Below are 26,423 nucleotides of genomic sequence, written 5' to 3' on the forward strand. Positions count from 1 at the left end.
TAAACTGTACCCTATAGAGTAGACACCTAAAAAAGTCTCCTATAGGGTACTTTTTTGTATAATTAAGAAACACAACGAGAAAACACAACATGGGACTGGAGAAGGTTATGAGTAAAAAGCTTTTTACAGAGAAAGAAATCAAACTACTATCATCTAATAATTATGTTAAATCTGTAAGTTCAAAAGGAATTACTTATACTGATGAATTTAAGCATATATTTATAGCGGAAAAACAGAAAGGCAAGTTCGTAAGGCAAATATTTGAAGAATTTGGGTTTGATGTAGAGGTTTTGGGGACGGAAAGAATTAAATCAGCGAGTAAGAGATGGCAAGCAGTTTACGAGAAGAACGGGATTATTGGTTTATGTGACACTAGAGCAGGAAATTCAGGGCGCCAAAAGGAAAGAAAACTTACCCTAGAGGAGAAAAATGCTCGCTTAGAAGCACAAATCAACTTACTAAAGGCAGAAAACGAACTGTTAAAAAAGATTCGTTTTGCAGAAAGGGGGATGAAGAAGTAGTTCTTCCTCCTTTCCAAAAATATATCCTAATTCGCTCCGTGATTGAAAAATATCAACTAAAACATATGGTGAAATACCTTTGTAAAATAGTCGGTGTTTCAAGAAGTGGTTATTATAATTACTTCTCAGTGAAATCACAGGAAAAAAGAATTCGAAAAGATGAAAAGGATGAGGTAGTGAAAGAAATCATCATAAAAGCATTCCATTTCAAAAATCGTAAGAAAGGGGCTCGTCAGATCAAAATGACTTTGGCGGGTCAATTTAATGTTGTCTATAATTTGAAGCGTATCCGGCGAATCATGAAGAAGTACAGCATTATATGCCCTATTCGGAAGGCAAATCCGTACAGACGAATGATGAAAGCCACTCACGAGCACCGTGTGGTGCCGAATCTTTTGAAGAGGGAATTCAAACAGGAAGTTCCAGGTAAAATACTACTGACAGATATCACATATTTGTTCTATGGCCAAGGAAAGAAAGCTTATCTATCAACGATTAAGGATGCTTCGACCAATGAAATTGTGGCTTACCATGTATCAGATCGCATTACCATGGACCTGGCTACGGAAACCCTCCTCAAGTTAAAGAAAAATCGAAGATTTCACAAAGCAAAGAATGCCTTTATCCACTCTGATCAGGGAACTCATTATACCCATCCGGACTTTCAGAAATTAGTAAAAAAACTGGGATTAGGCCAGTCGATGTCAAGGCGCGGGAACTGCTGGGATAATGCACCTCAAGAATCTTTTTTTGGCCATTTTAAAGATGAAGCCTCTATTAAAGCATGTTCAACTTTAGATGAATTAAAAAAAGAAATTAAGCAATATATGACGTATTACAATCACTACAGATACCAATGGAATTTAAAAAAGATGACTCCTGTTCAATACAGAAATCATCTTTTTCAAGCTGCCTAGGCTTTTTTTAAACTGTCCTTTACAAAGGGTACATTTCAATTTGGGCAAGGGGGGGTTTTTAGTTATCTTTTGAGAACGGGATTATTACTCCCATTTTGCTCACGATAACCGCTCCAAATTGATTTTGAATGTATACCGATCAGCCCGGTAGACAGATCTGACAACCGCAACTGGTTGATTGGTTTCAAGGGTACTTCTTCGATCTATCAACAATACAGGGGAACCTTCAGCTACCCCGAGCATTTCCGCCTCTTTTTTTTGAGCGATGGCGGCTTCAATTACCTGTCTGCCATGCTTGATTTTTAAGCCGAACTTTTTTTCAACATAATCATGAATGGCACTTACAGCTATTTCTTCCGTAAGGTCCAGGGCATGATCTTTAGGGATGTATAGCTTTTCATATGCCATCGGCAACCGATCAGCAAGCCTTACACGTTCCAGTTCGAAAATAGCGGTACCTGCTTCAACCTCAAGCTTTGCAGCAAGTTCATGATCTGCCTTGACCTCCGTAAAACTGATAACTCGCGTACTTGGTTTAAGTCCTCTTGAAATCATATCCTCTGTAAAGTTAGTCAGACCTTGCAAGGGCGGCTCCGATTTTTGTTCGGCAACGAATGTTCCTTTTCCGCGCTGCCTGTATAAATAACCGCCATTCACGAGGTTAGAAATGGCCTGTCTCACCGTCATCCTGCTTATGCCATATTTTTCAGTGTATTCTTTTTCTGAAGGAATCATCTCTCCTGGCACCAATTCAAGACTTTGAATCGCTCCTTTAATCTCCTCTTCAAGTTGATGATAAATGGGACTCGGAGAATTCTTTTGGATCATTCAGCTTACATCTACCTTTCATCGTGATGTATATTTTTACAAGGCATCCTGATCGGAAACATCTCAAGCTAAAATTTAAGTTCGTTGATTTTATCCGTTTTATAGGGCGTCATTTAGGTATCCAAATTCCTTTTTGTGAATTTCAATACCGATTCCCTTGAACGTTCAATTTCATTTTTATTTTCATTATAGTATTTAGAAACATACGCATAGAAAATAATGCTGACCGTTAGAAATTGAGCAAAAAGCGAACTTGTTGCAGCACTTCGGAATTTAGCCTCCGGTGCACGTACATGATTTAGTGACATATCAACTTTTTTAGTTAGTCCATTGTTCCCCAATCGCGATAAACCAATTGTTTTAATGCCATATGCTTTAGCAATATCAACGAGTTCCAGAATTTCTTCAGTTTCGCCACTATTGGATATACAGAAAAAAACGGTATTCTTTGATGATGCCGCAAGTGCAGTGGCCGTAATATGCGGGTCTTGATTGGCACTTACAATCTTTCCTAACCGTAACCATTTCTGTGTAATATCTTCAGCAACGAGCCATGATGCCCCTAAACCATAGACATAAATCACATCTGCACTCCTCATGGTTTCAATGATATTGTCAAGAACGGCCTCATCCAAATAATGTGCCGTTTCTTGTATGGCCTGGACGGAGTTGGATACTATTTTATTTTTAATCGATGCTATTGTTTCATTAGGCTCAATGTCATGGAAACCTTTTTTCTCCGGCTGGGAAATCAGGGATGATAGGGATACCTTCAGTTCTGAAAAACTATTAACTTTTATGGAATGACAGAACCTCGTAACTGCCGAACTGCTGGCATTGGCATGGTCAGCCAATTCATGTATCGTCATTCTCACTATATCTTTTGGATTTTCTAAAATATATTGTGCAATTTTCTTTTCTGATTTGGGCAATTGGTTCAATAAACTTTCAATTCTCAATATAATATTTTCGCCGTGCATATGATTTACTCTCCTTGATCTTTACTTACTTTAAATGCTTCATTGCTATGTAGTAACAACCCAAGGTAGCTGATACGTCTTCTAAAACGAATTTTACATTTGGGTTTTCAAGTTTAATATGATTGATGAATGAGTTTTGCACCAATGGTATATTTGTCAATATGCTACCTTTTAATGCAATTGTAACATTCTCACACAACTTTAACTTCTTGATAACCTCAAGCGTTTGTTTTGCAAGGTGGTACCCGGCCTGATTCAGAATATTTTGCGAGAAGCCATCCCCCTTCTCAGCATATTGGACTATTAGGGGAACAAACGCGGCAATCTCGGATTTCGTGGCAGAATAAATGAATTTCTTCAGTTCCATTACACTAAGATAGCCAAGTTTTTTCAGTATCGACTCGGTTAAATGGCTATATTCATACCCCTCATCCTCTTCTTTCGTCATTCTTATAAAAGCCTGCATGGCGATCCAATAGCCACTTCCTTCATCCCCAAGAATGTGTCCCCATCCACCAGCCGATTTCTCGATTCCTTCATGGATGCCGATACTTACAGATCCCGTTCCGGATATGGTCAAAATGCCATCATTTCCTTTTAGCAAAGCAGCATGAGCGATAATTGCATCATTTACAATGGTGAACGGGGCCTTAAATGCCTTGCTTAATGCACTTTTTATGCCCTGCGGATTTTCAACTCCTCCATACCCGGCTAATCCTAAACAAATGTATAGGCAGCTGCCATCATCAATAGGAGTCATGCTTTGTTCAATTGCCTGTATAATGTTAGCGGTGGCTTGTTTTTCATTAAAAAGCAGGTTTCCAAACCCCGCTCTGCCTTCACTAATTTTATTACCATCCATATCATAAGCCACTGCTTCAGTTTTGGTCCCTCCGCCGTCAACACCGATAATATAATTCATGTCATTCTCCTATTCAGTAAAAAAGGAAGGAATATCACCGTTCCTTCCCTGATCCATTAATATTGAATTGGAATTTCCCCCATGGTTCCAAATAATCGAGGAGAAAAATTTCCTCTTCTGCTATTCGGCCAACTACATTCGTTTTCCCCGAATTCTTCATTTCCTTCAATGCAATCTGCAATTCCCCTTTATATTGTCCATAGAGCTCGTTTTCAATTAAAATATCACCGCGTCTAATATCAGGCGTATATGTTGGTTTAAATTCTTCGCTCTTATATTTCACGCGTGATTGAGTCGAGCGAATCAGATAATCGGAAACATCTCCACGGTAAAAATGGAATTCTTCCAATACTATTTTTTTCTCCAAAGCTGTTATGGTTTCGTGTAGGTTCACATTAAATGTTAACAGACCGCTGTTTACCGAGCTAAGCTGTTTCAATTCATCTTCAGATGCGTAAGCATTTGCTATGATTACATCATCAATCAATCCTGTTGCATACAAATGTTTCGCTTGTGTTGTAATCGGTAATTCCCGGTGCATTTCCAATGTACATAATCCTTCCATTATAGGCCAAGGTCCGTACGTTGCTGCATGTGAGCTGATGAAAGCTGCCGTGCGGATATTATGCTTTTTGAATGACTCACAGCATTTAATGAAATGCGGATAGCTCAATCCTGCATAGCGATGGGGATAGAAGTTGTGCGATCCAACTAAATTTTCTTTATTTGGTTTGTAATCCATGATATTTTCTAGATACTTCGTTGCATTACTCATGTTTATTTCAATTTTTAGATCATATGGATTATGTGTCATGATCGACTCTTCGTTGCCTGTAAAACCCATGTCCAGCCTGATTCCATACGCACCTAATTCTGCAAAAAATAATAAGTCATCATAAGAAATGCCCAGTGAACCGAATACTCGGGGAGCAATATCGACCATCACTTCCATATTCAATTGATTGGCATAATGAATCGTTTCTTTAAATTCTTTTAAAATCTTCTCTTTGTCTCCTTCGACAGAAAGCAAGCAAGTAAAGATCTTTTTGAAGCCATATTTGTGTGCAAGTGCAATGTATTCCATGTCTTTTTCAACGGTTGAATGCTCTGGATAGATAGATATACCGAGTTTACCCATTTTTAATCACCTCTTTACTGTTGTGGGGCTAGCTTTTTTACTATGCGAATCATGTGTTCTATTAGTTTTTGTTCGCTCATTGCAGTCATCAAGTGATCTTGAGCATGAATCATCAATAAAGTTTTCTCACTTGGAACTCCATTCAATTCTGCTTGAATGAGCTTGGTTTGTGTCTTATGGGCCATGTTCAATTCTTCCTGGCCTTGTTTAATTAGTTCCTCTGCCTTTTCAAAATTAAATTCTTCCGCTTCTTTCAGTGCTTCGAATGCTAATCCTCTTGCATTTCCACTATGTGATATTATTTCAAAAATTTCCATTTCGTTATTGTTCAGTTCAGTTGACATATCATTACACTCCCATTTTATGTTAGATTATGAAGGTTCATTGGATTACCGTAATCCAGATTCACTGCTTAAAACACCATTCACTTGATGTTCGGAACAGCACTTTCACTGAAGAATCGCGGTAAGTATTCTTCATGCGCTTTTAAAAGTTTTTGTAAAACCATTTCCGCCAGGTCATCACTTGGGATGAGTGGGTTGATGGTTAAAGCCAATAACGCTTTATCATAAGAACCTGTAACGGCTGCCTCAGCACCAATTCTCTCAAATGATTTGATTTGTTGAATCAAGCCATGCACTTGTACGGGTAATTTACCCATAGCCATAGGAATTGGTCCATTCTTGGTGACGATACAGCTTACTTCGACTGCTGAATCATAATCAATATCAGTAAGCGATCCTTTGTTTTGTACATTTAGCACTTGAATGTCTTTTTTATCATTATAAATAGAAGAAATGACGTTACATGCTGCATCACTATAGTAAGCTCCACCGCGCTGCTCTAGTTGTGGAGGCTTGATGTCAAGGGTTTCATCCTTGTATAGGTCAAATAAACCTTCTTCTAATTTTTTCACAATTTCAGCTCGGGTTTTCCCTGATTTGAATGCTTCCAACTCTTCTTCTAAAATCGTTTTTGTTTTGTAATAATACCGATGGTACGGGCAAGGCACCACTCCTAAAGATTTCAAAAACCTTCTGTTCCATGCCAATGGGGCTATATTCTTCATCGTCAGCTGAATTTCAGGATTGCCAAGCATTTCAAGCACTTTATCTGTTACCTCTTGATTATCAACGAAATGCATCCCGAATACCATGTGGTTTAACCCGGCGAAATCTATATGCACTCTCTTCATATCGACACCAAGCATGCTAGAAATAGACATATGCATATTAAATGGAACATTGCATACTCCAATGACTTTTTTATGCTTACTGTAGCGGAGCAGGGCTTCCGTTACCATCCCCGCTGGATTTGTGAAGTTAATTAACCATGCATCAGGGCAGAGCTCCTCCATTTCTTCTGCAATTTCCAGAAGTATGGGTATCGTTCGTAATGCCTTGGACAATCCTCCTGCTCCATTTGTTTCTTGACCAATTAATCCTAATTCCAACGGGATCCTCTCGTCCTTGATTCGTGCATCAAGTAAACCCACTCTCATTTGAGTTGTGACAAAATCAGCATCTTGCAAGGCTTGACGGCGGTCTAACGTTAGATGTACTTCCATTGGAAGTCCTGCTTTTTCAACCATCCGTTTTGCCAAGGTTCCTACAATCTCCAGTTTTTCTTTTCCTGCCTCAATATCCACTAACCACAGTTCCCTAATAGGCAACTCATCATATCGTTTTATAAATCCTTCTATTAATTCTGGCGTATAACTGGAGCCTCCACCGATTGTGGCAATCTTCAGCCCTTTTTTCATTTCCATTTCCCCAACACCTCATCGTAAGCTAATCTGGATCCTTCATTCATTTATAGATTATTGCATAACAAACCAGTGCACTTACCGCTAATAAAGACAAGAATGAAGCCAAAAAATAGAAAGGCACTTTTGTAACTAAAAAAGTGAATCCTGGATGTTGAATTCATGTCCTTTCCCCCTCTCAATTTATAAAAGGAGTTTGGAGCATTAGTCCCAAACTCCCTTTTAGGCATTCCTTATAAAGCGATATTTTTATTATCCGTTGTTTCTACCATGTTTTCCTGTGCTAAAAGCTTTTTATCGTACATCTTAAAGAATGGCAGATATATAAGGACCGAAATGGTTAAATTCACCATCACGAGAACAATGGCTCTCCAATCACCGCCCGTTGAAAGGTAGGCACCTATTGGAGCGGGCAATGTCCAGGGAACCATTACATATGTCGGGTTCACAAGGCCGATGGACGTTGCTATATATGCAAGTGTTGCTCCAATCAGCGGTGTAATGATGAATGGAATAATCAGTACCGGGTTCAGTACAATCGGCATCCCAAAGATAACAGGTTCATTGATGTTAAAAAGGCTCGGCACAATTGTTGCTTTCCCCATTGCTTTACTATAGCTGGACTTCGCGGTTAAGAGCATGGCTATTACTAATCCCAATGTTGCACCAGATCCACCAATCCAAATAAACCATTGGAAGAATGTTTCAGGAGCTATGTGGGGAATTGCCTTTCCAGCTGCAACTGCTGCCGAGTTATTCCCCAAGTATACTTCCCATACCGGACGGGCTACGGCACCTACCACTGATACGCCATGAATACCAAATGACCAGAAGAATGTAATCAAAAATACTGGAATTAATACACCTGGCAATGTATCGCCAGCACTGATGAGTGGTGCAACCGCTTTATCAACAAGTGAATGTAAATCAACAGCAAAAACGACTGTAATTAAAGTCATGACAAGCAGGACAATTGAAACTGGTATTAATGCTTCAAATGAACGGGCTACTGAAGTTGGAACAGAATCCGGCATTTTAATCGTGATATTTTTTGTTTTACAAAAACGTAGAATTTCGACAGCAAAAATGGATACAAGCATTCCTACAAAAAGGCCATGGCCTCCGAGATTTGTCATTGGCAAAACAAACCCCACATCATCCATCATCTCTACACCAATTGTGAACAGGAAGGCTGCCAATGATAGTAAACCTCCAGATAACGGATCAAGTTTATAGCTTTGAGATAAGCTGTAGCCTATACCAAAAGTAATATATAGCGTCATGATAAACATCGTTAATCGATATGGAATTAAAATTTCAGCTATATGTTTTGCAGACCATTCACCTAATGCAGTATCTGCTGCAACGGGCGGAAATGCAATGATCAAGAATAAACTGCCAAAGATGATGAATGGTAACGCGGAAACCACACCATCCCGAATTGCGCGTAAATGCTTTTGCTCAGACAGTTTAGCCATAGGTGTTGAAAGATTATTTTCTAAAAAAGCTACAAACTTGTCCATTCGTGTTTTCCCCTTTTACGTTTAGTGATAAGAAATTGTAATTAGTTATTATTTTGCTAGTTCCGTTACCAGTTTTAATAGTTTAGGTCCGCCAAGAGGGCTGTAGGCTTGGGCTGGAATGGCTTCACATGGGACGCCCGCTTCATCTGCAGAAGCCTTAAAGCCATCGAAACGATGTTTGACTTGCGGAGCTACCATTGCAACATCCCAGCCATTTCGTACTTCTGCATCGAATTCTTGAGTGCCGACCGCCAATACTTCTATGTTTATACCCTGTTTTTCCCCTTCCTTTTTTAAAGCGCTTACAACGATTGCACTGGACATTCCACCTGAACATACGAATAATACCTTCATTGTTTGTTCCTCCAATTTTTTATTTTTTTATAAAAAGCGTTAAATCGTTTTTCTTATGAATCCTTGTGCTTTCACTAAACGATTTGAGGCTTCTTCATATGATACATTCGTTAATATCATGACAATTGCAATTTTAGGCTGGGCATGTGCCTTTTCTAAAAATTCATCTGCAATTTCATAGCTACAGTCAGTAGCATCCATGATAATACGTTTTGCACGTTCAACCAGCTTTTCATTAGTTAACTGTAAATCTACCATTAAATTCCCATAAACTTTTCCAACTCCAACCATTGAGGCGGTGGAAAGCATATTGCATACTAACTTTTGCGATGTTCCAGCTTTTAAACGTGTAGAACCCGTCAGGACTTCAGGCCCATTTACAACTTCAATCGCAACTTTTGCAATCTTACCTATTTCGGAACCTTTGTTACAGCTTATCGACACAGTTCCTGCACCAACTTGATTGGCATATTCCAATCCAGCAATAACATATGGAGTGCGTCCACTAGCTGCAATGCCCACTACGACGTCCCTGTTTGTCAATTCGATTTTTTTCAAATCTTCTGGACCTAATTCAAAACTGTCTTCAGCACCTTCAACCGCCTTAATGAAAGCCTTTTCCCCACCAGCTATGAGACCCACTACTTCACTCGGATCGGTATTGAATGTTGGGGGACATTCTACTGCATCCAATAAACCGATGCGCCCGCTTGTTCCCGCACCCATGTAAATTAATCTGCCGTTTTTATTCATGGCTTCAACGATCATCTCCACAGCTTTAGAAATTTGCGGAAGTTCGTTTTTTACACAATGGGCAACTTTAATGTCTTCTTCGTTCATCACTTCTAAAAATTCAAGAGTTCCCATTTCATCTAAACTCATGGTCTTTTCATTGCGACTCTCTGTCGTTAAATGCTCTAGCATACATATCATCCTTTTTTATTTCAGTGGTGAAAGTGGTGAAACTTTATTAGCTAAAGAGACTATATCACTATTAAAAATTAATTTCAATATTGTGTATACATTTTTAAAAATTAATTTTAAAATAAAAGTAAGGTAACTAATGATTGTTATCTTTCTGCTAAAAATTAAAAGTGAGCCGAGTGGCCATTTCGTGAACCAAACCTACGATTCTTTTTATTGTTGGATTTTATCTCAGTTTTCATAGGTGATAAATACATATATTCATTATTTGTTAACGCTTACAAATAATTAAATATAAATATTAGTAATGAAATGAGGTTGTACTATTGATGCATGAAAGAATTACAAAGAAAAAATTCGGTTCATTGGCACTAGCCGCTTTGGTGGGAGGATCACTTCTCCTTCCAGCTGATTTGAATGCAAATGCAGAATCAGGGACAATCCCGCAAGCAACTACTTATGTAAAACAGGAACTGCGGGCAACTTGGATTGCAAGTGTGTTAAATATTGACTGGCCGTCCAAACCTGGTTTATCCATATCAGCACAGAAAGAAGAATTCATAAAATATTTGGATGAACAAAAAGCGATGGGGATGAATGCTGTCGTTATGCAAATCAAACCCACTGCGGATGCTTTTTATCCTTCTGAATACGGTCTTTGGTCAAAATATTTAACAGGGGTCCAAGGAAAAGATCCTGGGTATGACCCTCTTGCATTCATGGTAGAAGCGGCACATGAGCGTAATATGGAGTTCCATGCGTGGTTTAATCCGTACCGCATTACGATGCCTTTAGGTAAAACAGCTGAAATAGCGGATATTGATAATCTTCCAGAATCTCATCCTGCTAGAAAGCATCCGGATTGGGTCATACCATATGGACAGCAATTGTACTTTGACCCAGGCATCCCTGGCGTACAACGGTTTGTGATCGATGGAATATTGGAAGTTGTTAAGAATTATGATATCGATGCAGTCCATATGGACGATTATTTCTATCCTTACAAGATTGCAGGAGTACCTTTCCCAGATGATATTTCCTATCAAAAATATGGAGCAGATAGATTTACAAATGTTGAAGATTGGCGCAGGGATAATGTAAATAATCTTGTTAAAAATATAAATGAAGAAATCAAGGCAGAAAAATCATATGTGAAGTTTGGTATAAGTCCATTTGGTGTTTGGCGCAACAAAGCAGTTGATCCCACAGGATCTGACACTGCCGCGGGACAAACGAATTATGATGATTTATATGCAGATACCCGAACATGGATCAATAATGGATACATTGATTATATTGCCCCTCAATTATATTGGAATATAGGATTGCCAGTAGCTGACTATGCCAAACTTCTGGATTGGTGGACAAAAGAAGTCGCAGGTAAAAATGTTCAACTCTATATTGGACAGGGAGACTATAAAATTAATACAGAGTCAAATGGTGTGCAAAACTGGTTCAACCCTGAAGAAATGCCAAACCAGTTAAAACTGAATCGAACATATAAGGAATTTGATGGAAGCATGCATTTCAGTGCCAAGGATTTACGGAAAAACCCCCTTGGGATAGCGGATCGCTTAAGCGAGGATATTTATAAGCATCCCGCATTGGTTCCAGCCATGCCTTGGATTGATGATCATGCACCAAAGGCCCCAAAGGTGAGCAAGGCCACACAATCAGGAGATGGGATACAATTCGAAATTCAAGATCATAAGCAATCAGATGCAACCTATTATGCCATTTATCGTTTTGATGGGAAGAAAAAAGGAAACATTGAAGATTCAACGAACTTACTTGCCACAGTGCATAAAGAAAATACAAGTCAATTGTTTAATGACGGCAGTGTAGAAAAAGGAAAGACTTACACATATGTTGTGACAGCATTGGACCGCACCCACAATGAAAGCAAACAAACTAAACAGATTGATATAAAAGTAAAATGACCTTCAAGAAATAGAATTATAGTTTAAGAGGCGCTTCTCAGTGAACAATGGAAGTAAAGCATCCATAAACAATATATTGGAAAAGGTTTTATCTTAATAGCATAAACTGTTGCATATTATGCTATATCAGGATGATAAAAGAATTGAAGTAGGTGGAATGACGATGTACATAGTTGGATTAATGTCCGGAACATCACTGGATGGAATTGATGCCGCACTTATTCGGGTGAATAATAGTGGACTCGAGACTGAAATGGAAATGATTGAGTTCATGACATGCCCGTTTCCAAAAGAAATTGAAAAAGAAATTATGCAGTCTTTATCTGCAGATACATCCAATGTGCAGTTAATATGCAATTTGAATTTTAAATTAGGGAAATTATTTGCCAAAGCCGTAAAGGAAGTTTGTCATAAAGCTGGATTTCCCATTAATAAACTGGATCTTATTGGATCCCATGGCCAAACCATTTACCACCAGCCTTTACAAGAACAAAATTATATACCCTCCACTTTGCAAATTGGGGAAGCTGCAGTAATTGCTCACGATACAAACACACTTGTCATCTCTAATTTCCGGACGATGGATATGGCTGCTGGTGGACAAGGAGCTCCACTTGTTCCTTTTACCGAATACATTCTTTATAGAAGTGAAGCAAAGGGACGATTACTTCAAAACATAGGTGGCTTTGGAAATGTAACGGTCTTACCCAAGCAAGCATCTCTGGATGACATGTACGCTTTTGATACAGGTCCTGGGAATATGATCATTGATGAAGTATGCCGCCAATTGTTCAATATAAGCTATGACGAAGGTGGAAACATAGCTAAACAAGGGCAAATTAATGACGGACTTTTATCTTATTGTATCAGTCATCCTTATATTATGAGCCCTCCGCCTAAATCAACGGGTAGGGAATTGTTTGGAAAGCAATATGTAGTAAAACTATTAAAGAGGTTTGAATCGGTTCCGAACCAAGATATTTTGGCAACAGTAACGATGTTTACAGCAAAGTCCATTGTGGAAAACTATCGAAATTTCATCTTTCCAAAAACCAGTATTGAAGAAGTGATCATTGGCGGCGGTGGCAGCTATAACAAAACGTTATTAAACATGATTCAATCACTGCTTGGAAATTCTATTCGAGTTTTGACTCAAGAAGAGTTGGGATACTCTTCTGAAGCGAAAGAAGCGGTGGCTTTTGCATTACTTGCAAATGAGACTTTCCATGGTCATACAAGTAACGTTCCCAAGGCTACCGGTGCTGACTCCGATGTCATCCTTGGAAACATGACCTTTCCTCCTTCCTATCTGAAGGGACGTAAAAATGCATTTTAACCATTGAAAAAGAGTGGAAGGCACATCGATAATTGATGTGCCTTCCACTCTTTTTTTGCCTTAAGAATCATGGCGGACCCTTCTGTTTTGTTACTGGCCAAGCTGCATGGAGACATACTTCACTTCTAAATATTCATCCATGCCGTAGTGTCCCCCTTCCCTGCCTATACCGCTTTCCTTCATGCCTCCAAATGGCGCTTGGGCAGTGGATGGGGCACTGTCATTAATACCGACAATCCCATATTCAAGAGCATCCGAGTAGGCAACCGCCTTATTAAGTGACTCGGTATACACATAGGCTGCCAAGCCAAAATTCGTGTTATTGGCTCGATCTATCGCTTCTTGATCGGTTTTGAATGTACTGACTGGCGCAATTGGCCCAAACGTTTCTTCCTGCATGCACAGCATATCATCGGTTACATTGGAAAGTATGGCTGGTGCTATGAAATGGCCTTGTTTTTCATCGACTTTTGAAGTGTTATGGATTGTGGCGCCCTTACTTGCAGCATCCTCCAATTGAAGCCGAACCTTTTTAACTGCAGCTCCATCTATCAATGGACCAAGATCGGCTCCTTCCATTCCATCTCCAACCTTCAAAGTTAAAACGGCTTCTTCGAAAGCTTGTAAAAACGGCTGTTCAATTGTCTCATGGACGAATATCCTGTTCGCACAAATACATGTTTGTCCAGCATTCCTGAATTTCGATTGAATCAAACCATTTACTGCTTCTTCGATATTCGCATCCTCAGCAATGATGAACGGAGCCAATCCACCGAGTTCAAGCGAGACTTTTTTCACTGTTTCTGCCGCCTTTTTCATTAGATGTTTCCCTACTGGAGTGGAGCCGGTAAATGTGATCTTCTTAACACGTGAATCATTCATCCACACGTCTGATACATCTCCCGGTTTTTGTGTAGTTACAATATTTATCACACCAGCCGGAATGCCCGCTTCATGAGCACTTTCAACCAATAGCAAAGCGGTCAAAGGCGTTTGTTCCGCGGGTTTGATGACCACGGTACATCCCGCAGCAAGAGCAGGCGCCACTTTTCTCGTGATCATGGCAGCAGGAAAATTCCACGGGGTAATGGCAGCAATGACACCGACTGCCTGCTTTTGCACTAAAATACGCTTTGATGCAACGGAGGCTGGTATGATTTCCCCATAGTTGCGCTTTGCCTCTTCAGCGTACCATTTCACGAAACTTGAGGCATACTTCATTTCACCTTTTGCCTCTGCCAATGGCTTTCCTTGTTCCAGGGTCATGATCGTTGCGATTTCATCCAGCCTGTTCTCAATGATTGTATACCACTTCTCAAGTAATTCCGCCCTATGGTATGCACTCGTTTTCGACCAAGTCAGAAAAGCAGCTTGAGCTGCATCCACAGCAGCCTTTGCCTCTTTTTCGTTAGCGTCCGGAACATAGCCCACAGGCTCCAATGTTGCTGGGTTTTCCACTACAAAATGACTTTCTGTATGAATAGATTCGCCGTTTATATAAATTGGCCATTTTTCCACTACTTTTTTCATGATGCTTTACTCTCCTCTTCTTCTCCATGATCTGTAAAAGTCTTATCATTCTCTCCTTTGAAAAAGTCCTTGCCATATAATAGGGCACATAATAGAATTCCTGCAGCAAACGCCATGCCAGCACCTTTTATGACAAGGATGGCAGCAACGATACCTGCAATTCCGAGGTCGCGTTGGCTCTTCGCCTGCATCACGCCTACGCGTACGCTAACATATCCTTGAACCAAAAGCGTCAAGGCCAAGGCGACACCGAGAATGGGTTCCACCAGGCTGACTACCGGCAATAAGAACAACCCTGTATTCGTACCCCAACGGAACGAGCCGGCACCGCCGAAGAAAGAATTCATGGCTTTCTTGCCATTCTTGAACCGTTCCACAACCACGACCTGCATGGCTGCCCACAACGGACCGCACATTGTTATATCAGGTCCGATAAAACTCATGATCACATTTCGGCCGCCAAAAATTAAATGGGCTCTGTTTGGATTATAGTCCACTTTTTCATCTTCCCTGACCTCATCGGATTCAGAAAGCAGCGCTTTTGTTTTGAGCACATCACCGAATACGACTAAATAAGTAGCAAATACAGCTGGAATCGCACTTAAAAAGAAGGTCAAGGCAGGAAAACCTAAACCGAAAACAGTATAGTCTGACCAAAGCGTAGCAAAATCCGGACTGCTGAATCCCCATTGGATATCAGGCCATTTTGCTTCTCCAAAAATTGGTGCTACAAAGACCGCGAGCAAAATTGCCGGCAATATCCCTAAATTCCCTATGAATACCCAAACTTTATTACGCATTTTCAATTTTCCAAAACTTTTCGAAAACAGCAGATAAAAAGCAAAGCCGATACAAATGCTAATTGTATAAGGAAATAAATCAAACTTTCCACCCACTTCAAAAATGGAAACGACAGCACCAATACCCGCCCCTAAAATAATGCCTGATTTGATTGCATTCGGCACTAGTCGCACGACCTTACTGGCAAGTCCGGTAAATCCTAGCAATATCGATAAAATACCTAATGTTAATTGAAACGCAACGAGTGCATAGACCCGATCAGGCCCCTCCGGAAATTGCCCGACGAACAATACAAGCAATGGAACCGCAGGTGTAATCCAACCTGGTATAACCGGGTCCCCGAGTAAATGATGTGCCAAGTATAATAATCCATTCAAGATAACGACGGCTAGAGCCACATCAAAAGGCATACCGAGATGGTCTGCAAGCAGCGTAATCGCTCCAAGGTCAACTGCACACATCAATAATCCTTGAACGTAGTCAGGCCACTCAAAACGATAATGGACAAATGGCAGTCTAATCTTAAAAGGTCCCGCAGGTATATACGATGTCTCTTCTCCGTAGCGGCGTTTTTTCCATTTCATATTGTTTCCTCCACTTAAAAGCCATAGGCTGAACGATATATTTTTTCGATATCCCGAACGTTTAAAGCACGGGGATTATTGCGAAGTAAACGGACTTGTTTGATGGCCTCGGAAGCCATTTCACTTAAAGCCGATTCAGGAATATCAAATTCACTTAGTGACTGTGGTATATCAACATAGCGACATATTCTGGTCATCGCTTCTATAGCTTTATCCGCTGCCTCATCATCATTTAAATGATTGGCTTTCTCTCCAAGTGCTTCAGCAATGTCGCGAAACCTTTCCAAACATGCAATTTTATTCCACTTCATGACAAATGGCAGTAATAATGAATTGCTGACTCCATGTGATAAATGGAAGCGGCCTCCAAGCGGATAAGCCAAGGCATGAACAGCTCCAACACCCGCATTGCCAAAAGCTAACCCTGCCATTAGGCTTCCAGTGATCATCGCTTCCCGTGCTTCCAGATTATCTGGCGCAGCATAAGCCTTAGGTAAATTTTTTGCGATTAACTTCATGGCCCCAATTGCCAAAGCATCCGTAACGGGCGAAGCAAATTTGGAAATATAAGCCTCGACCGCATGAACAAGTGCATCCACTCCACTCGCAGCAGTCACACTTGGCGGGCAAGTCAGCGTCATGACGGGCGATACAATCGCTACATCCGGTAAAAGATACGGACTTACAATTCCCTTCTTAACCTGTTCTTTCTTGTCCGATAAAATTGAAATATTCGTCACTTCTGACCCGGTTCCTGCCGTCGTCGGTATGGCTATTAAAGGTAGACCTGGGACTTCAATCAAGTTCGTACCGAAATAGGTCTCGATGCAGCCAGAATTCGTAGCCATGACGGAAGAGGCTTTCGCAATATCCATCGCACTTCCACCGCCTACCGCAATCAGTCCATCATGTTTTCCGTCCTTGATTGTCCGTACACAATGCTCAACGATTTCAATTTCCGGTTCCGGATTCACATCCGAGAAAATACCGTATGCTGATGAAAGTAAATCCTCAACCCTTTGTACAACCCCGGCACCCACTAAAACTTTATCTGTAACGATCAACGGATTCTTCATCCCTAATCGCGTAACCTCATCAGTCAGCTGCTGTAAAGAATCTGCTCCTGTCACCAATTTGTTAGCCATAGAAAAAATAGAAATATTCATGGTTATCTCCCCTTTCATGTATTTACTATTGCAGGAATCATGCCAAAGTTTGAAAACGCTTAATTCATAAGGGAGATAACCTTTTTTTCATGGGTAACAGGATCAATGATGAGTGGAAAACAAATCAAATAAACTAATTCGATTCGTTTTCTAATCGCATGTGAAATTTTTTCATTTTTTGCACCAAAGCGCTTTGACTGATATCCAAAGAGATGGCAGCGGCCCTTGTAGTCCCATACTTCTTCATCGCATTCAATATCAGGGAACGCTCCAGCTCGGAAACGGCTTCCTTCAAAGAATGTGTTGTCGTTTTTTTTGATAAGACCGGCTGGATGAAAGATGGTAAATTAGACAAATCAATCGTATCATCATATGTCGTGACGACCAGCCGCTCTGCAAGACTCGCAAGCTCACGTATATTGCCAGGCCACGAATAGTTCGTCAGCCATTCATAGCATTCCGGTGTCATCTTTTTCTTCTCATTATATTTTTCATTGAATTTTTTCAAATACATTTCTAAAAGCGGGATCGTTTCTTCCTTTCTTTGGCGTAAAGGAGGGACTTCAAAGGAAACGATATTAAGCCGGTAATAAAGATCTTCGCGGAAGGATCCTTCTTGCACCAGGGAGGCAAGATCGCGATGGGTGGCTGTAATTAACCTGACATCCACTTCTTTCATTTCGGTAGAACCCACTCTCATAAACTTGTTTTCTTCTACCACTTTCAAAAGTTTCACCTGTAACTCTAAAGGTAAATCCCCAATTTCGTCCAAAAATAACGTGCCACCATTCACTTTCTCAAAAATCCCCATTTTTCCATTCTTAAGGGATCCAGTAAATGCCCCTGGTTCATATCCAAAAAGTTCAGATTCCACCAAGTTCGCTGGAATGGCTCCGCAATTTAATTCAAGGAAAATCTTTTCCTTCCTGGAGCTTTTGGCATGTATGTACTTGGCGATTAAACTCTTCCCTACTCCCGTTTCCCCCTGCAACAAGATCTTCGCATCCGTTTTTGCTACTTTATCAGCAAGTTTGAATAAAGGAGTTGTAGAAGGACCAATGATTATTTCCTGTAAATTCACCTGTTCCGAGCCAGGCAATAATTGGGAAATAGGTTGGAAAGATAACTTTTGGCTGTCAATCGTATACTTCATCCGGATTAATTCAGTAATATCCCTGACACTATTTATGACAAATATGACTTCATTCTGTGGCGATAGAATAGGTGTGGCCGATACGATAATCTTCCTTCCATTTCGAATTCTTTGTGTCAAAGTAACTTGATTCTTCGTTCGAATGGAATCCAATGAAGCCGAAACGGATATCATACCTTGCTCAATTAAATAACTCATCGGTTTTCCGATGATTTCCTCTTCTCTTATTCCAGTAATACGTTGATAAGCTTGATTGATAAATAATGTCGTTCCATCACCATCCGTGATATACACTCCATCATATAGAGCATTAAAAACAACCCTGCATAAATCACTCTCAAAGAATGCTTGAAATTGATCATATGGTATTGAATAATTCCGTAAATTTTGCAGCGGTGCATTAACCGTAATGAAATGAGAAATGGGCTTCGTCAAATCACTCTGCTGCACTGCAGCAGATAAAGCCTCTATAGTCAAAAATCCGATGAAATCCTCTGAATCATCCAAAACTTCCACTTCAGTGCTTCCTATCGGGAAACATGATATTGCTTCCTCCACTGTCATATCCGAATAAAACTTAGTCATCAATATCCACTCCCTGACTGGTCTTTACTATTTGATAGAACGCTTCCTCCTTGATTGAAGACTAAAGTCCTGTCGGCTTCCTAGTCTATTCAATTAAAGATGGCAATGACCTTATTAAAGCATTATGTAATGTTTTTTCCTTTTTAATGATACTATGTAGACAATCAACGACACCAAGAATAAATGCTGCACCGGTAAAAACGATTCAATCTCATTGCCCTATTTCTGATTAAACCGATAAATAGCATTGGTATGTTACTTTTATCATATCAATGGAGTTTTTTATACTCAAATCCATTTTCACTCATCACAGGAAAACTTGTCCTTTTGTTGCATAATGAAAATGCCTGCGAAATGGCTCATACCTTAAGATTGTTTAATTTCAGATACTTTAAGCTTAAAAACAATTTGTTAAGTTTTTAATAAGTTTCTCCAAAGTTTGAAAAAACCTAATCCGTATTTGGATTAGGTTTCAGACTGTAGATAAACTCGATGAAAACTCAGTTTGCATTGAAAAAAGTTGCAGCTGATTTCAGAGATCCGCTCCCTTTCCGCCGACTGCCTGCCAAGCCTCCTCAGCGCAAGCGCCTGTGGGGTCTTGGCAGACAGTATTTCGGCAGGAGTGTCGCAAATCTCTTCAATCTAGTGAGGGTTTCATCCGTATAAACTAGTAAAAAACATGAAAGATACTCAAGTTTAATTTTAAAAATCTTGGTTCGGGGCGAGTGCAATTCGAAATTCCTTTTTCCAAAAAATTGATGAAACCGCCAGACTGTAAACGAATTGGAGGAGAAGAGCCAGTTTCCCTACAATATTTCTTAAAAAGTAGTTCCGGTTGATTGGAACGTAAGGTACGAGACTCCTGCGGGAAAAGCGTGGCCAAGGGAGACCCCGCAGGCGAACAGCCGAGGGCGGACCGCCCGCGGAAAGTGAGTGCCTGGAGTGGAAATCATTACACATAACCCTTTCAGGAAATTCGCTCCCTTTCCGCCGACTTGTCTGCCAAGCCTCATCAAAGCAAGCGCCTATAGGGTCATGGCTAGCCAGTAATTTGGAAGGAGTGTCGCAAATCTCTTCAATCCAATTAGGATTACAGTAAAAAAACATTCTCTCTAATCGGACTCCTAACCCCATTTTGTCGCCAAACTGACACTTAATACTTATTTGGATTAGGTTTTTTGATTTGATTAAAGATAGTAATTTGCTTCCTTTCTAATGAGATGCTTAATTTGGAAACCAGCCGACGGGTTTTACATCGAGATTAATGTTGATTTGTTTAATTTCCTGGTATTCATCCAAGCCGTATTTTCCTAAACTTCGTCCAATCCCGCTCTGTTTGTAACCGCCCCATGGCGCCTCGACATATGTTGGATGATAATCATTTACCCATGTGATGCCTGCCCGTACCTTCTTGATCACACGCAATCCTTTTGCACCATCGTTTGTGAAGACGCCGCCTGCAAGGCCGTAGTCTGTATCATTTGCCAGTTTAATAGCTTCTTCTTCATCTTTGAACTTTTGAATGACAACGACTGGACCGAAGATCTCTTCTTGTACGATGCGCATGTCAGGTGTTACATCGGTGAAGACAGTCGGTGCAATGAAGTACCCTTTGTCAAGACCGTCATCAACAAGACGGTAACCGCCTGCCGCAAGTGTCGCACCTTCCTGTTTGCCGATTTCAATATAGTTCAAAATGCTATTCATTTGCGCTTCGCTGACAATGGCCCCCATGTTGCTGTCTTCTGCAAGTCCAGGTCCAACTTTAATTTTATTTGCGCGTTCAACATAGCGTTTTACATATTCATCATAAATGCTTTCTTCAACTAGAATTCGGCTGCCTGATGAACAAACTTGGCCGGCACCGAAGAAGATGCCAAATAATCCGTAATCGACGGCCGTCTCTAAATCTGCATCTGCAAAAACGATGTTAGGTGATTTACCGCCAAGCTCAAGGGAAATTTTCTTTAAGTTGCCCGCTGCCGCCTTCATGATAGAGCGGCCAACATCCGTACTTCCTGTAAATGAAACAATGTCAACATCGTTGCTTTCCGCAATGGTTTGACCGACAACGGTGCCGCGGCCCATCACCATATTAGCCACACCTTTCGGGATGCCTGCTTCCTCCAGGATTTCGAATAATTTCATTGCTGTTACAGGTGTCACTTCAGCCGGTTTATATACAATGGTGTTCCCTGCCGCAAGCGCCGGTGCGATTTTCCAGACACTCATTAGAAGCGGGAAATTCCAAGGTACAATCAAACCGGCTACACCTACTGGCTCACGAACAACCATCGCTTGCACGGGAGCGGGAACTTGATACGTTTCCCCTTCTGGATGAAGGACCAAACCAGCGTAGTAACGGAAACACGCGGCGGCATCAGCAATATCGAAACCTGCCTCTGCTTTAAGTTTCCCGTTGTCCATTGTTTCAAGAATCGTTAACTCTTCGGCACGTTCATCAATTTTATCAGCAATTTTATATAGGTAGGAAGCACGCTCCTGTGCTGTTAGGCCTGACCAGATTCCACTTTCAAAGGCTGCCTTCGCTACTGAGATTGCCCTTTCTGTATCTTCTTTGGTGGCACGCGGAGCTTTTGCAATGATTTCCTGTGTTGCAGGATTGATTACCGGGATTACTTCATTTGAAGATGAGGCCTGCCACTTACCGTCGATGTAATTTTTAAGCTCTAATACTGCCGTTTCTAATATTGTCATGTTTCATTCCTCCGGTTTTCATTATTTTTTTATTGATCTGAACGGAATTCAATCGTTACAGTTTTAAGACCAGTCTGTCTTCCTTCGCACGTGAGCAGCATGTCAGGATTGACTTTCGTGTTTGACGGTTTTCTTCGCTAAGGAAATAATCCCGGTGATCCACTTCACCTTCTGCAACATCCACCTCACAACTTCCGCACCCGCCTACTTTACAAGAATAAGGTGCATCGATTCCTTCCCTTAAAAGCGCATCAAGCAGTGTTTCACCCTCATGAACGCGGATGGACCGATCGCTGTCCGTAAGGTCGACGATGAAAGGATCTCTCGCCCCATCATTTTTTGTCGCAAATAATTCGAAGTGGATCGCATGTTCCGGATAACCATAGGAACTGGCAGCTTTTCGATACTCTTGCACCATCTCGATTGGTCCGCAAAAATAGACGTGCGTGCCAATGCGATGATCCATCATCGTCTCGGGCTTCATTCTGCGTTTGTCTTCTGCCTGCGAAAAATAAAAGGTGCATTGATCAGGGTATTTGGCTTTCAGCAGATCATAAAAAGCACATAACTCCGGAGTGCGTGCTGCATAATGGAGTTCGAAGGTTTGCCCTTCGGCGGCCATGTCTTCCATCATTGCCAGAAATGGGGTTATGCCGATTCCAGCTGCATAAAAAGCATGATGCTTAGCTCGAAAGCTGAGAGGGAAGTTATTTTTAGGAAAACTGACTTCCAACCTGGAATCTACCTTTACTTGATCATGCCAGAAAGCCGAACCTCCGCGTGATGCCTCATCACGCCGAATGGATATTGTATATTTATTGCGGTCCCTTGGGTTGCTGATAAGGGAGTACTCTCTCTCGAAAATCTTATCTCCGCCCGGCATGTAAGTGGTCAAATGCGAACCGCCTGTAAATGCAGGCAACGGCTTTCCATCAACTGGAATCAACTCGAACTGTTTCACGAATGGAGTTTCTTGAATGATCTTGTTTACTTTCATTTGAATATTTCCTACTACCCGCATGATGATCAGCTCCCTACTTCTTCTTTTCCGATCGGGATGTATGGGTAACCAATATAACCTTCCCGTACGATTGAATAAAAAGGACCTATTTCAAGACTGGCTTTGCAATGGTCACATTCTGCAATTTCTGCTTCTTCTTCGACTTCCGACACTTCGAAACATTTCATGCAATATACGTAACGTCGTTTAGGCCCGATAATCAACGTCTGGATCTCAGCTTCAGATAGGCCAGCCTCCACTCCGAGCGAGAAGATCATCACGGCATTGTTCCATGCAGCCGCAATATAAAATTGGGTGCCCATCTTTTGTGACAGGATGAGTCTCTTAATCTCCTCTTTATCTTCCATTCCGTTAATGGATAGACATTCAACAGGCACTGTACCTTCGATTTCAGAAGTGAAACTTTTCGCCTGATCATATCCGGCTTGATCAGAAATGACAACAAACTTTCTTCGTTCATTCCGAGGGGTAAATTTATTTACGATCGTAATGGATTTATCAAACAATACTGGACTATTGTACAAGGCCCTATCCTCCTACTTATTGTTTATCTTCGCTTTTTTCTTTTCATCGATACTCCTCAAATATTCGACCGATTGTGGAAGGAATGGGGCAATTCCTTTGTATTCAGCCATTGGTCCGGGAATATCCTGCAGTACGCTATATGTCAGATCAAACCACTCCTGGCGCAATGTCAAATCCTCTAGTGGCAGGAATTGAGTATTCAATACGAATAGAATGGCGTTGCTTCGTGGCATGCGATAAAATTTTTGTTCTTCAACACGCAAACGAACAAGTTTACCTGCATTTTCCGGTGTTATTTCAGAACGTTGCGGTCCCCAGACATCCATCGTTTCATAGTTGACATCCCATCGGTCAGCCATCAGGTTCCAGTTGATGCGTGTCCATGGCTTACCTGGCTCGATGGATAACAAAAACTTGCGAACGCGCTCTGCCAGTTCATCGCCCTTCCGCGATACGAATGGAACAGGTGCATGGATTTCATCAAAGGACATGCCTTTATTCCAGTTAGCTGAGAAGAGTGCGGCGTATGAAACTTGCCCCACTTCCAAATAGAAATTACTATCGCGATGAACCATTAAAACAAAATCATTATGGAAATGGCGGCCAATATAATCAAGCGGCTCATATGGAAGCGTGCTTGCATCGCCATACACGAATGAATCGATTTCCCCGAAAATGTGGTTCTTGAAAGTCCATTTGTCCCCATCTTTACTGACCTCGAAATGCTCCGGATAGCGATCAGCTGCCATGTCGATCAGCATTTCCAATACTTCCCATTGCATTTCCATTGTGTGTGGAAAAGATTGAAACCTAATATGCGGCTGTTCTTGAAGGAGACGACGCTTCGTTTCCACTTGGAGTTTGTATTCTGGTGTAACTTCAATACAGTTAATGTTTGAGAGTCTTTTCAAATCGTTTGAATAGCGATAGTTACCTGAAGTGAATGGAAATGGGAATGTATCTAAATCAGTTGTTTTGAAATCTAAACTTTGTGTAAACATTGAACAATCTCCTCTCGTTCCCTAGATTCTTTAAAGTGCATTTTTTCATTTAGCTTCCTTTAATTCAACAGATGGACGCTCCATGTCAACTTCGAAACGGAAAATGTATTTAGATGAAACATAATAAGTGACTAAAGCGACAAAGTATGTTGGAATTCCGGCAGCCGTATAAAGGAAAAAATCACTTGCTTCAAAAGTCAATGGATTATAGAGTGCCCAGTAAACGATCGTTCCAATGACCACCGTGAGAACGGCAGACGGGTTAATGCCTTTCCAATAGGTATAAGAGCCTTGTGTGTCATACAAATCCCTTATTGAAATGCGTTGGCGCTTTACAAAAAAGTAATCTGCCACGACAATGCCGCCAAGTACAGCCATAATGAAGGAAATGACAGCAATGAATGAACCAAATGCATCGTAGAACGTTGAGCTTAGAAGTAAGAATATAGCCGGTACGGTCGTTCCCATCGCAATCATCCATGACTTTTTCGGAAATACCGTCTTAAAGCTGACAGCTTGTGAGTACATAAGGAAAATGGCTGCACCGACATTCCCTACCGAAAGTAAAATCAAGCCAATGAAGCCGCCCCAACTTCCTGCGATGGAAAACATCCAGTCAGAAGGATTAAGTGAACCAGCGACTAATGCAGCAAGTGCCCCAACTAAAGCAGCGATACAGACGATGATTCCATAGCTGTAGAATCCCGCTTTAAATGCGCCTCCTTCTGTTTTGGATAAACGGCTGTATTGGCCAAGATACGGAAGCCATGAAAAGCCGAGACCGATATTTAATTCCAGGGCTGTCGCGAATGAACGAGAAGTCGTTTCAAAGGGTTCAGAAGGAAGTATATGAGCAACTTTCGTGAATCCCTGTCCAAACAAGACAATTGCGAGAAGGCCAAACATGAGAACCATAAAAACCGGAACGGCCACTGCGGTATATTTTTGAATGGCTACCGGTCCCCTCACGGTTACAAGAAATGCACAGATAAAGAGTAAAATCGAGAAAAACGGCGCCCCCATTGCTTGGCTTGAAAAAATGGCTGGCATCCCTATCCAATTAGCAGCCTCTGCCAACGCCTGGCCGGACATAAAGAGCGCAATGGAAATGTAGCCGAGAGTTAAAATAAGAAAAACAAAGAAAAAGATATTGGATCCTAAATACCCTAGTGAACTTCGAAACCCTACAAAAGTGTCTATGCCATAACGTGCAAAATAAAGGGTAATAGGAACAATCAACAGCATAGGGAAGGCGTTACCGAATAAAATCGCTGCAAGTGACTGCTTCGCGTCAAGCATTGTACCTGTATATCCACCAGTTAACAGCCCAAAAGATGAGAGGCCAATAACAACTTGAACTAAAATTAAATCCCGTAGGTTAAAAATCCGGTCGTTTTTACTTGCCGGTAAGAACCCAAAGGCCACATCCTTTGAAATGGAGGAATTCTCTTTGCTCACACGCTTCTCTCCCAACTATTAAAATAATGATTGTATGGCTTGGAATAAGGCTGTCATTGTTCTTGGTGATCTAAACAACATTTCAGACAAGTGTATAGATTAGGTAGGCGATGATTAAAATCATGAAAAAAATAGAACCTGACGCATCACTCCATTTCATTTTTTCGATTTTCACGGCATCTTCCTGCTCATACGCATTGATCCGCTCATTCAAATCTGAATATAGATTTTTAATAAAGGGATCTTCAGAATTGATATTCTGTTGGAACTGATTCTCTTTATTCAAAATCGCTTCTCCCTCCTTTGCAATCATGCTTTCTAGTCCCTTCTCTTTACTTATTGCAATAACCATGCCAATCAGAAAGCACTATGCTAACAGGGTTTTCAATAGGAAGAATATTCATTTCTGAAACTATTGAACAATTGTGAAATTTCTGTAATATGAAACTAGTAAGTTAAATGAAAGGCAGGTAGACATAAATGGATCACTTCACCTCTGCACTCTTGTCTATTTACGACCAGCTTATTGTGACAGATAAAAATGGCACCATCATGAAATCGACCGGAACAGGGAATACCTTATTCCATACAATCAAATCCGCTATTGTCGGTGGTTCCATCAAGGATGTTGAACAAGATTTATTTTCTACAAGCTTGGCGGAAGAGATTATGGGCAAAAATGAGAAAAGATCTTTCATGCAGTCCTCATGGCAGGGGCATGAGCTGCTGATGA

General features: G+C 40.9%; 23 protein-coding genes. 4 read left to right on the top strand and 19 right to left on the bottom strand.

The window, feature by feature from the left end; genetic code table 11:
* Nucleotides 1-107 precede the first annotated feature (107 nt).
* Nucleotides 108-1,438, top strand: a protein-coding gene (locus ADA55_RS28430; RefSeq protein WP_226990452.1) for an IS3 family transposase whose coding sequence is annotated in 2 segments (ribosomal slippage) — nucleotides 108-480 and nucleotides 480-1,438 — 1,332 coding nt in all. Because the reading frame shifts where the segments join, the coding sequence is not laid out codon by codon here.
* 99 nt (nucleotides 1,439-1,537) lie between these two features.
* Here the strand turns inward: ADA55_RS28430 and ADA55_RS11315 are convergent.
* The 9 genes from ADA55_RS11315 to murQ form a co-directional block, all read right to left on the bottom strand.
* Nucleotides 1,538-2,266: a GntR family transcriptional regulator gene (locus tag ADA55_RS11315; protein WP_048683639.1), complete on the bottom strand. Its 729-nt coding sequence runs from the start codon at nucleotides 2,264-2,266 to the stop codon at nucleotides 1,538-1,540.
* Between the two features lie 113 nt (nucleotides 2,267-2,379).
* On the bottom strand, nucleotides 2,380-3,246 hold the full coding sequence (locus tag ADA55_RS11320; RefSeq protein ID WP_048683641.1) for a MurR/RpiR family transcriptional regulator: 867 nt from the start codon (nucleotides 3,244-3,246) through the stop codon (nucleotides 2,380-2,382).
* Between the two features lie 25 nt (nucleotides 3,247-3,271).
* Nucleotides 3,272-4,168, bottom strand: coding sequence for an N-acetylglucosamine kinase (locus ADA55_RS11325; protein WP_048683644.1), 897 nt, complete (start codon nucleotides 4,166-4,168; stop codon nucleotides 3,272-3,274).
* A 34-nt stretch (nucleotides 4,169-4,202) separates the two neighbouring features.
* Nucleotides 4,203-5,306: a DUF871 domain-containing protein gene (locus ADA55_RS11330; RefSeq protein WP_048683647.1), complete on the bottom strand. Its 1,104-nt coding sequence runs from the start codon at nucleotides 5,304-5,306 to the stop codon at nucleotides 4,203-4,205.
* A gap of 14 nt (nucleotides 5,307-5,320) precedes the next feature.
* A complete protein-coding gene (locus tag ADA55_RS11335; protein ID WP_034307713.1) occupies nucleotides 5,321-5,650 on the bottom strand; it encodes a PTS lactose/cellobiose transporter subunit IIA in 330 nt (109 codons plus the stop codon).
* A gap of 80 nt (nucleotides 5,651-5,730) precedes the next feature.
* Entirely contained in the window at nucleotides 5,731-7,074 is a 1,344-nt protein-coding gene (locus tag ADA55_RS11340) for a 6-phospho-beta-glucosidase (protein WP_082162842.1), read from the bottom strand.
* A 230-nt stretch (nucleotides 7,075-7,304) separates the two neighbouring features.
* Nucleotides 7,305-8,594: a PTS sugar transporter subunit IIC gene (locus ADA55_RS11345; protein WP_048683650.1), complete on the bottom strand. Its 1,290-nt coding sequence runs from the start codon at nucleotides 8,592-8,594 to the stop codon at nucleotides 7,305-7,307.
* A gap of 48 nt (nucleotides 8,595-8,642) precedes the next feature.
* Entirely contained in the window at nucleotides 8,643-8,948 is a 306-nt protein-coding gene (locus tag ADA55_RS11350; protein WP_034307721.1) for a PTS sugar transporter subunit IIB, read from the bottom strand.
* 39 nt (nucleotides 8,949-8,987) lie between these two features.
* Complete coding sequence (gene murQ, locus ADA55_RS11355) at nucleotides 8,988-9,872, bottom strand: N-acetylmuramic acid 6-phosphate etherase (RefSeq protein WP_048683653.1); 885 nt, start codon at nucleotides 9,870-9,872, stop codon at nucleotides 8,988-8,990.
* A 329-nt stretch (nucleotides 9,873-10,201) separates the two neighbouring features.
* Here murQ and ADA55_RS11360 point away from each other — a divergent pair, with 329 nt between their 5' ends.
* Both ADA55_RS11360 and anmK read left to right on the top strand, forming a co-directional pair.
* The gene (locus tag ADA55_RS11360; RefSeq protein ID WP_048683656.1) at nucleotides 10,202-11,812 is read left to right on the top strand and encodes a glycoside hydrolase family 10 protein; all 1,611 of its coding nucleotides are present in this window, start codon (nucleotides 10,202-10,204) and stop codon (nucleotides 11,810-11,812) included.
* A gap of 163 nt (nucleotides 11,813-11,975) precedes the next feature.
* Nucleotides 11,976-13,148: an anhydro-N-acetylmuramic acid kinase AnmK gene (gene anmK / locus ADA55_RS11365; protein ID WP_048683658.1), complete on the top strand. Its 1,173-nt coding sequence runs from the start codon at nucleotides 11,976-11,978 to the stop codon at nucleotides 13,146-13,148.
* 90 nt (nucleotides 13,149-13,238) lie between these two features.
* Here the strand turns inward: anmK and ADA55_RS11370 are convergent, their stop codons facing one another.
* From ADA55_RS11370 to ADA55_RS11420, 10 genes are all read right to left on the bottom strand, one after another.
* On the bottom strand, nucleotides 13,239-14,678 hold the full coding sequence (locus ADA55_RS11370; RefSeq protein WP_048683662.1) for an NAD-dependent succinate-semialdehyde dehydrogenase: 1,440 nt from the start codon (nucleotides 14,676-14,678) through the stop codon (nucleotides 13,239-13,241).
* On the bottom strand, nucleotides 14,675-16,063 hold the full coding sequence (locus ADA55_RS11375; RefSeq protein ID WP_048683665.1) for a solute carrier family 23 protein: 1,389 nt from the start codon (nucleotides 16,061-16,063) through the stop codon (nucleotides 14,675-14,677). Before ADA55_RS11375 ends, ADA55_RS11370 begins: the two co-directional genes overlap by 4 nt.
* A 14-nt stretch (nucleotides 16,064-16,077) precedes the next feature.
* Nucleotides 16,078-17,229, bottom strand: a complete 1,152-nt coding sequence (locus tag ADA55_RS11380; protein WP_048683668.1) for an iron-containing alcohol dehydrogenase — start codon at nucleotides 17,227-17,229, stop codon at nucleotides 16,078-16,080.
* A gap of 133 nt (nucleotides 17,230-17,362) precedes the next feature.
* Nucleotides 17,363-18,967 carry a sigma-54 interaction domain-containing protein gene (locus ADA55_RS11385; RefSeq protein ID WP_048683671.1) on the bottom strand — a complete coding sequence of 535 codons (1,605 nt, stop codon included), beginning with the start codon at nucleotides 18,965-18,967 and terminating at the stop codon, nucleotides 17,363-17,365.
* A 1,224-nt stretch (nucleotides 18,968-20,191) separates the two neighbouring features.
* Nucleotides 20,192-21,685, bottom strand: coding sequence for an aldehyde dehydrogenase family protein (locus tag ADA55_RS11395; RefSeq protein WP_048683677.1), 1,494 nt, complete (start codon nucleotides 21,683-21,685; stop codon nucleotides 20,192-20,194).
* 55 nt (nucleotides 21,686-21,740) lie between these two features.
* Nucleotides 21,741-22,682, bottom strand: a complete 942-nt coding sequence (locus tag ADA55_RS11400) for a PDR/VanB family oxidoreductase (protein WP_048683696.1) — start codon at nucleotides 22,680-22,682, stop codon at nucleotides 21,741-21,743.
* 29 nt (nucleotides 22,683-22,711) lie between these two features.
* Nucleotides 22,712-23,230, bottom strand: a complete 519-nt coding sequence (locus tag ADA55_RS11405) for a hypothetical protein (protein ID WP_048683680.1) — start codon at nucleotides 23,228-23,230, stop codon at nucleotides 22,712-22,714.
* Nucleotides 23,231-23,242: 12 nt separating this feature from the next.
* Nucleotides 23,243-24,232, bottom strand: coding sequence for a heme-dependent oxidative N-demethylase family protein (locus ADA55_RS11410; RefSeq protein ID WP_048683683.1), 990 nt, complete (start codon nucleotides 24,230-24,232; stop codon nucleotides 23,243-23,245).
* 45 nt (nucleotides 24,233-24,277) lie between these two features.
* Nucleotides 24,278-25,690: a purine-cytosine permease family protein gene (locus tag ADA55_RS11415; protein ID WP_048683686.1), complete on the bottom strand. Its 1,413-nt coding sequence runs from the start codon at nucleotides 25,688-25,690 to the stop codon at nucleotides 24,278-24,280.
* An 82-nt stretch (nucleotides 25,691-25,772) separates the two neighbouring features.
* Nucleotides 25,773-26,003, bottom strand: coding sequence for a hypothetical protein (locus ADA55_RS11420; RefSeq protein WP_048683687.1), 231 nt, complete (start codon nucleotides 26,001-26,003; stop codon nucleotides 25,773-25,775).
* 167 nt (nucleotides 26,004-26,170) lie between these two features.
* On the opposite strand from ADA55_RS11420, the gene ADA55_RS11425 reads away from it, so the two are divergent.
* Nucleotides 26,171-26,423, top strand: a 253-nt coding sequence (locus ADA55_RS11425) for a hypothetical protein (protein ID WP_048683691.1), incomplete at its 3' end; no start/stop codon positions are given.

This window comes from Bacillus sp. 220_BSPC, assembly GCF_001054655.1.
Classification (GTDB): Bacteria; Bacillota; Bacilli; order Bacillales; family DSM-1321; genus Peribacillus; species Peribacillus frigoritolerans.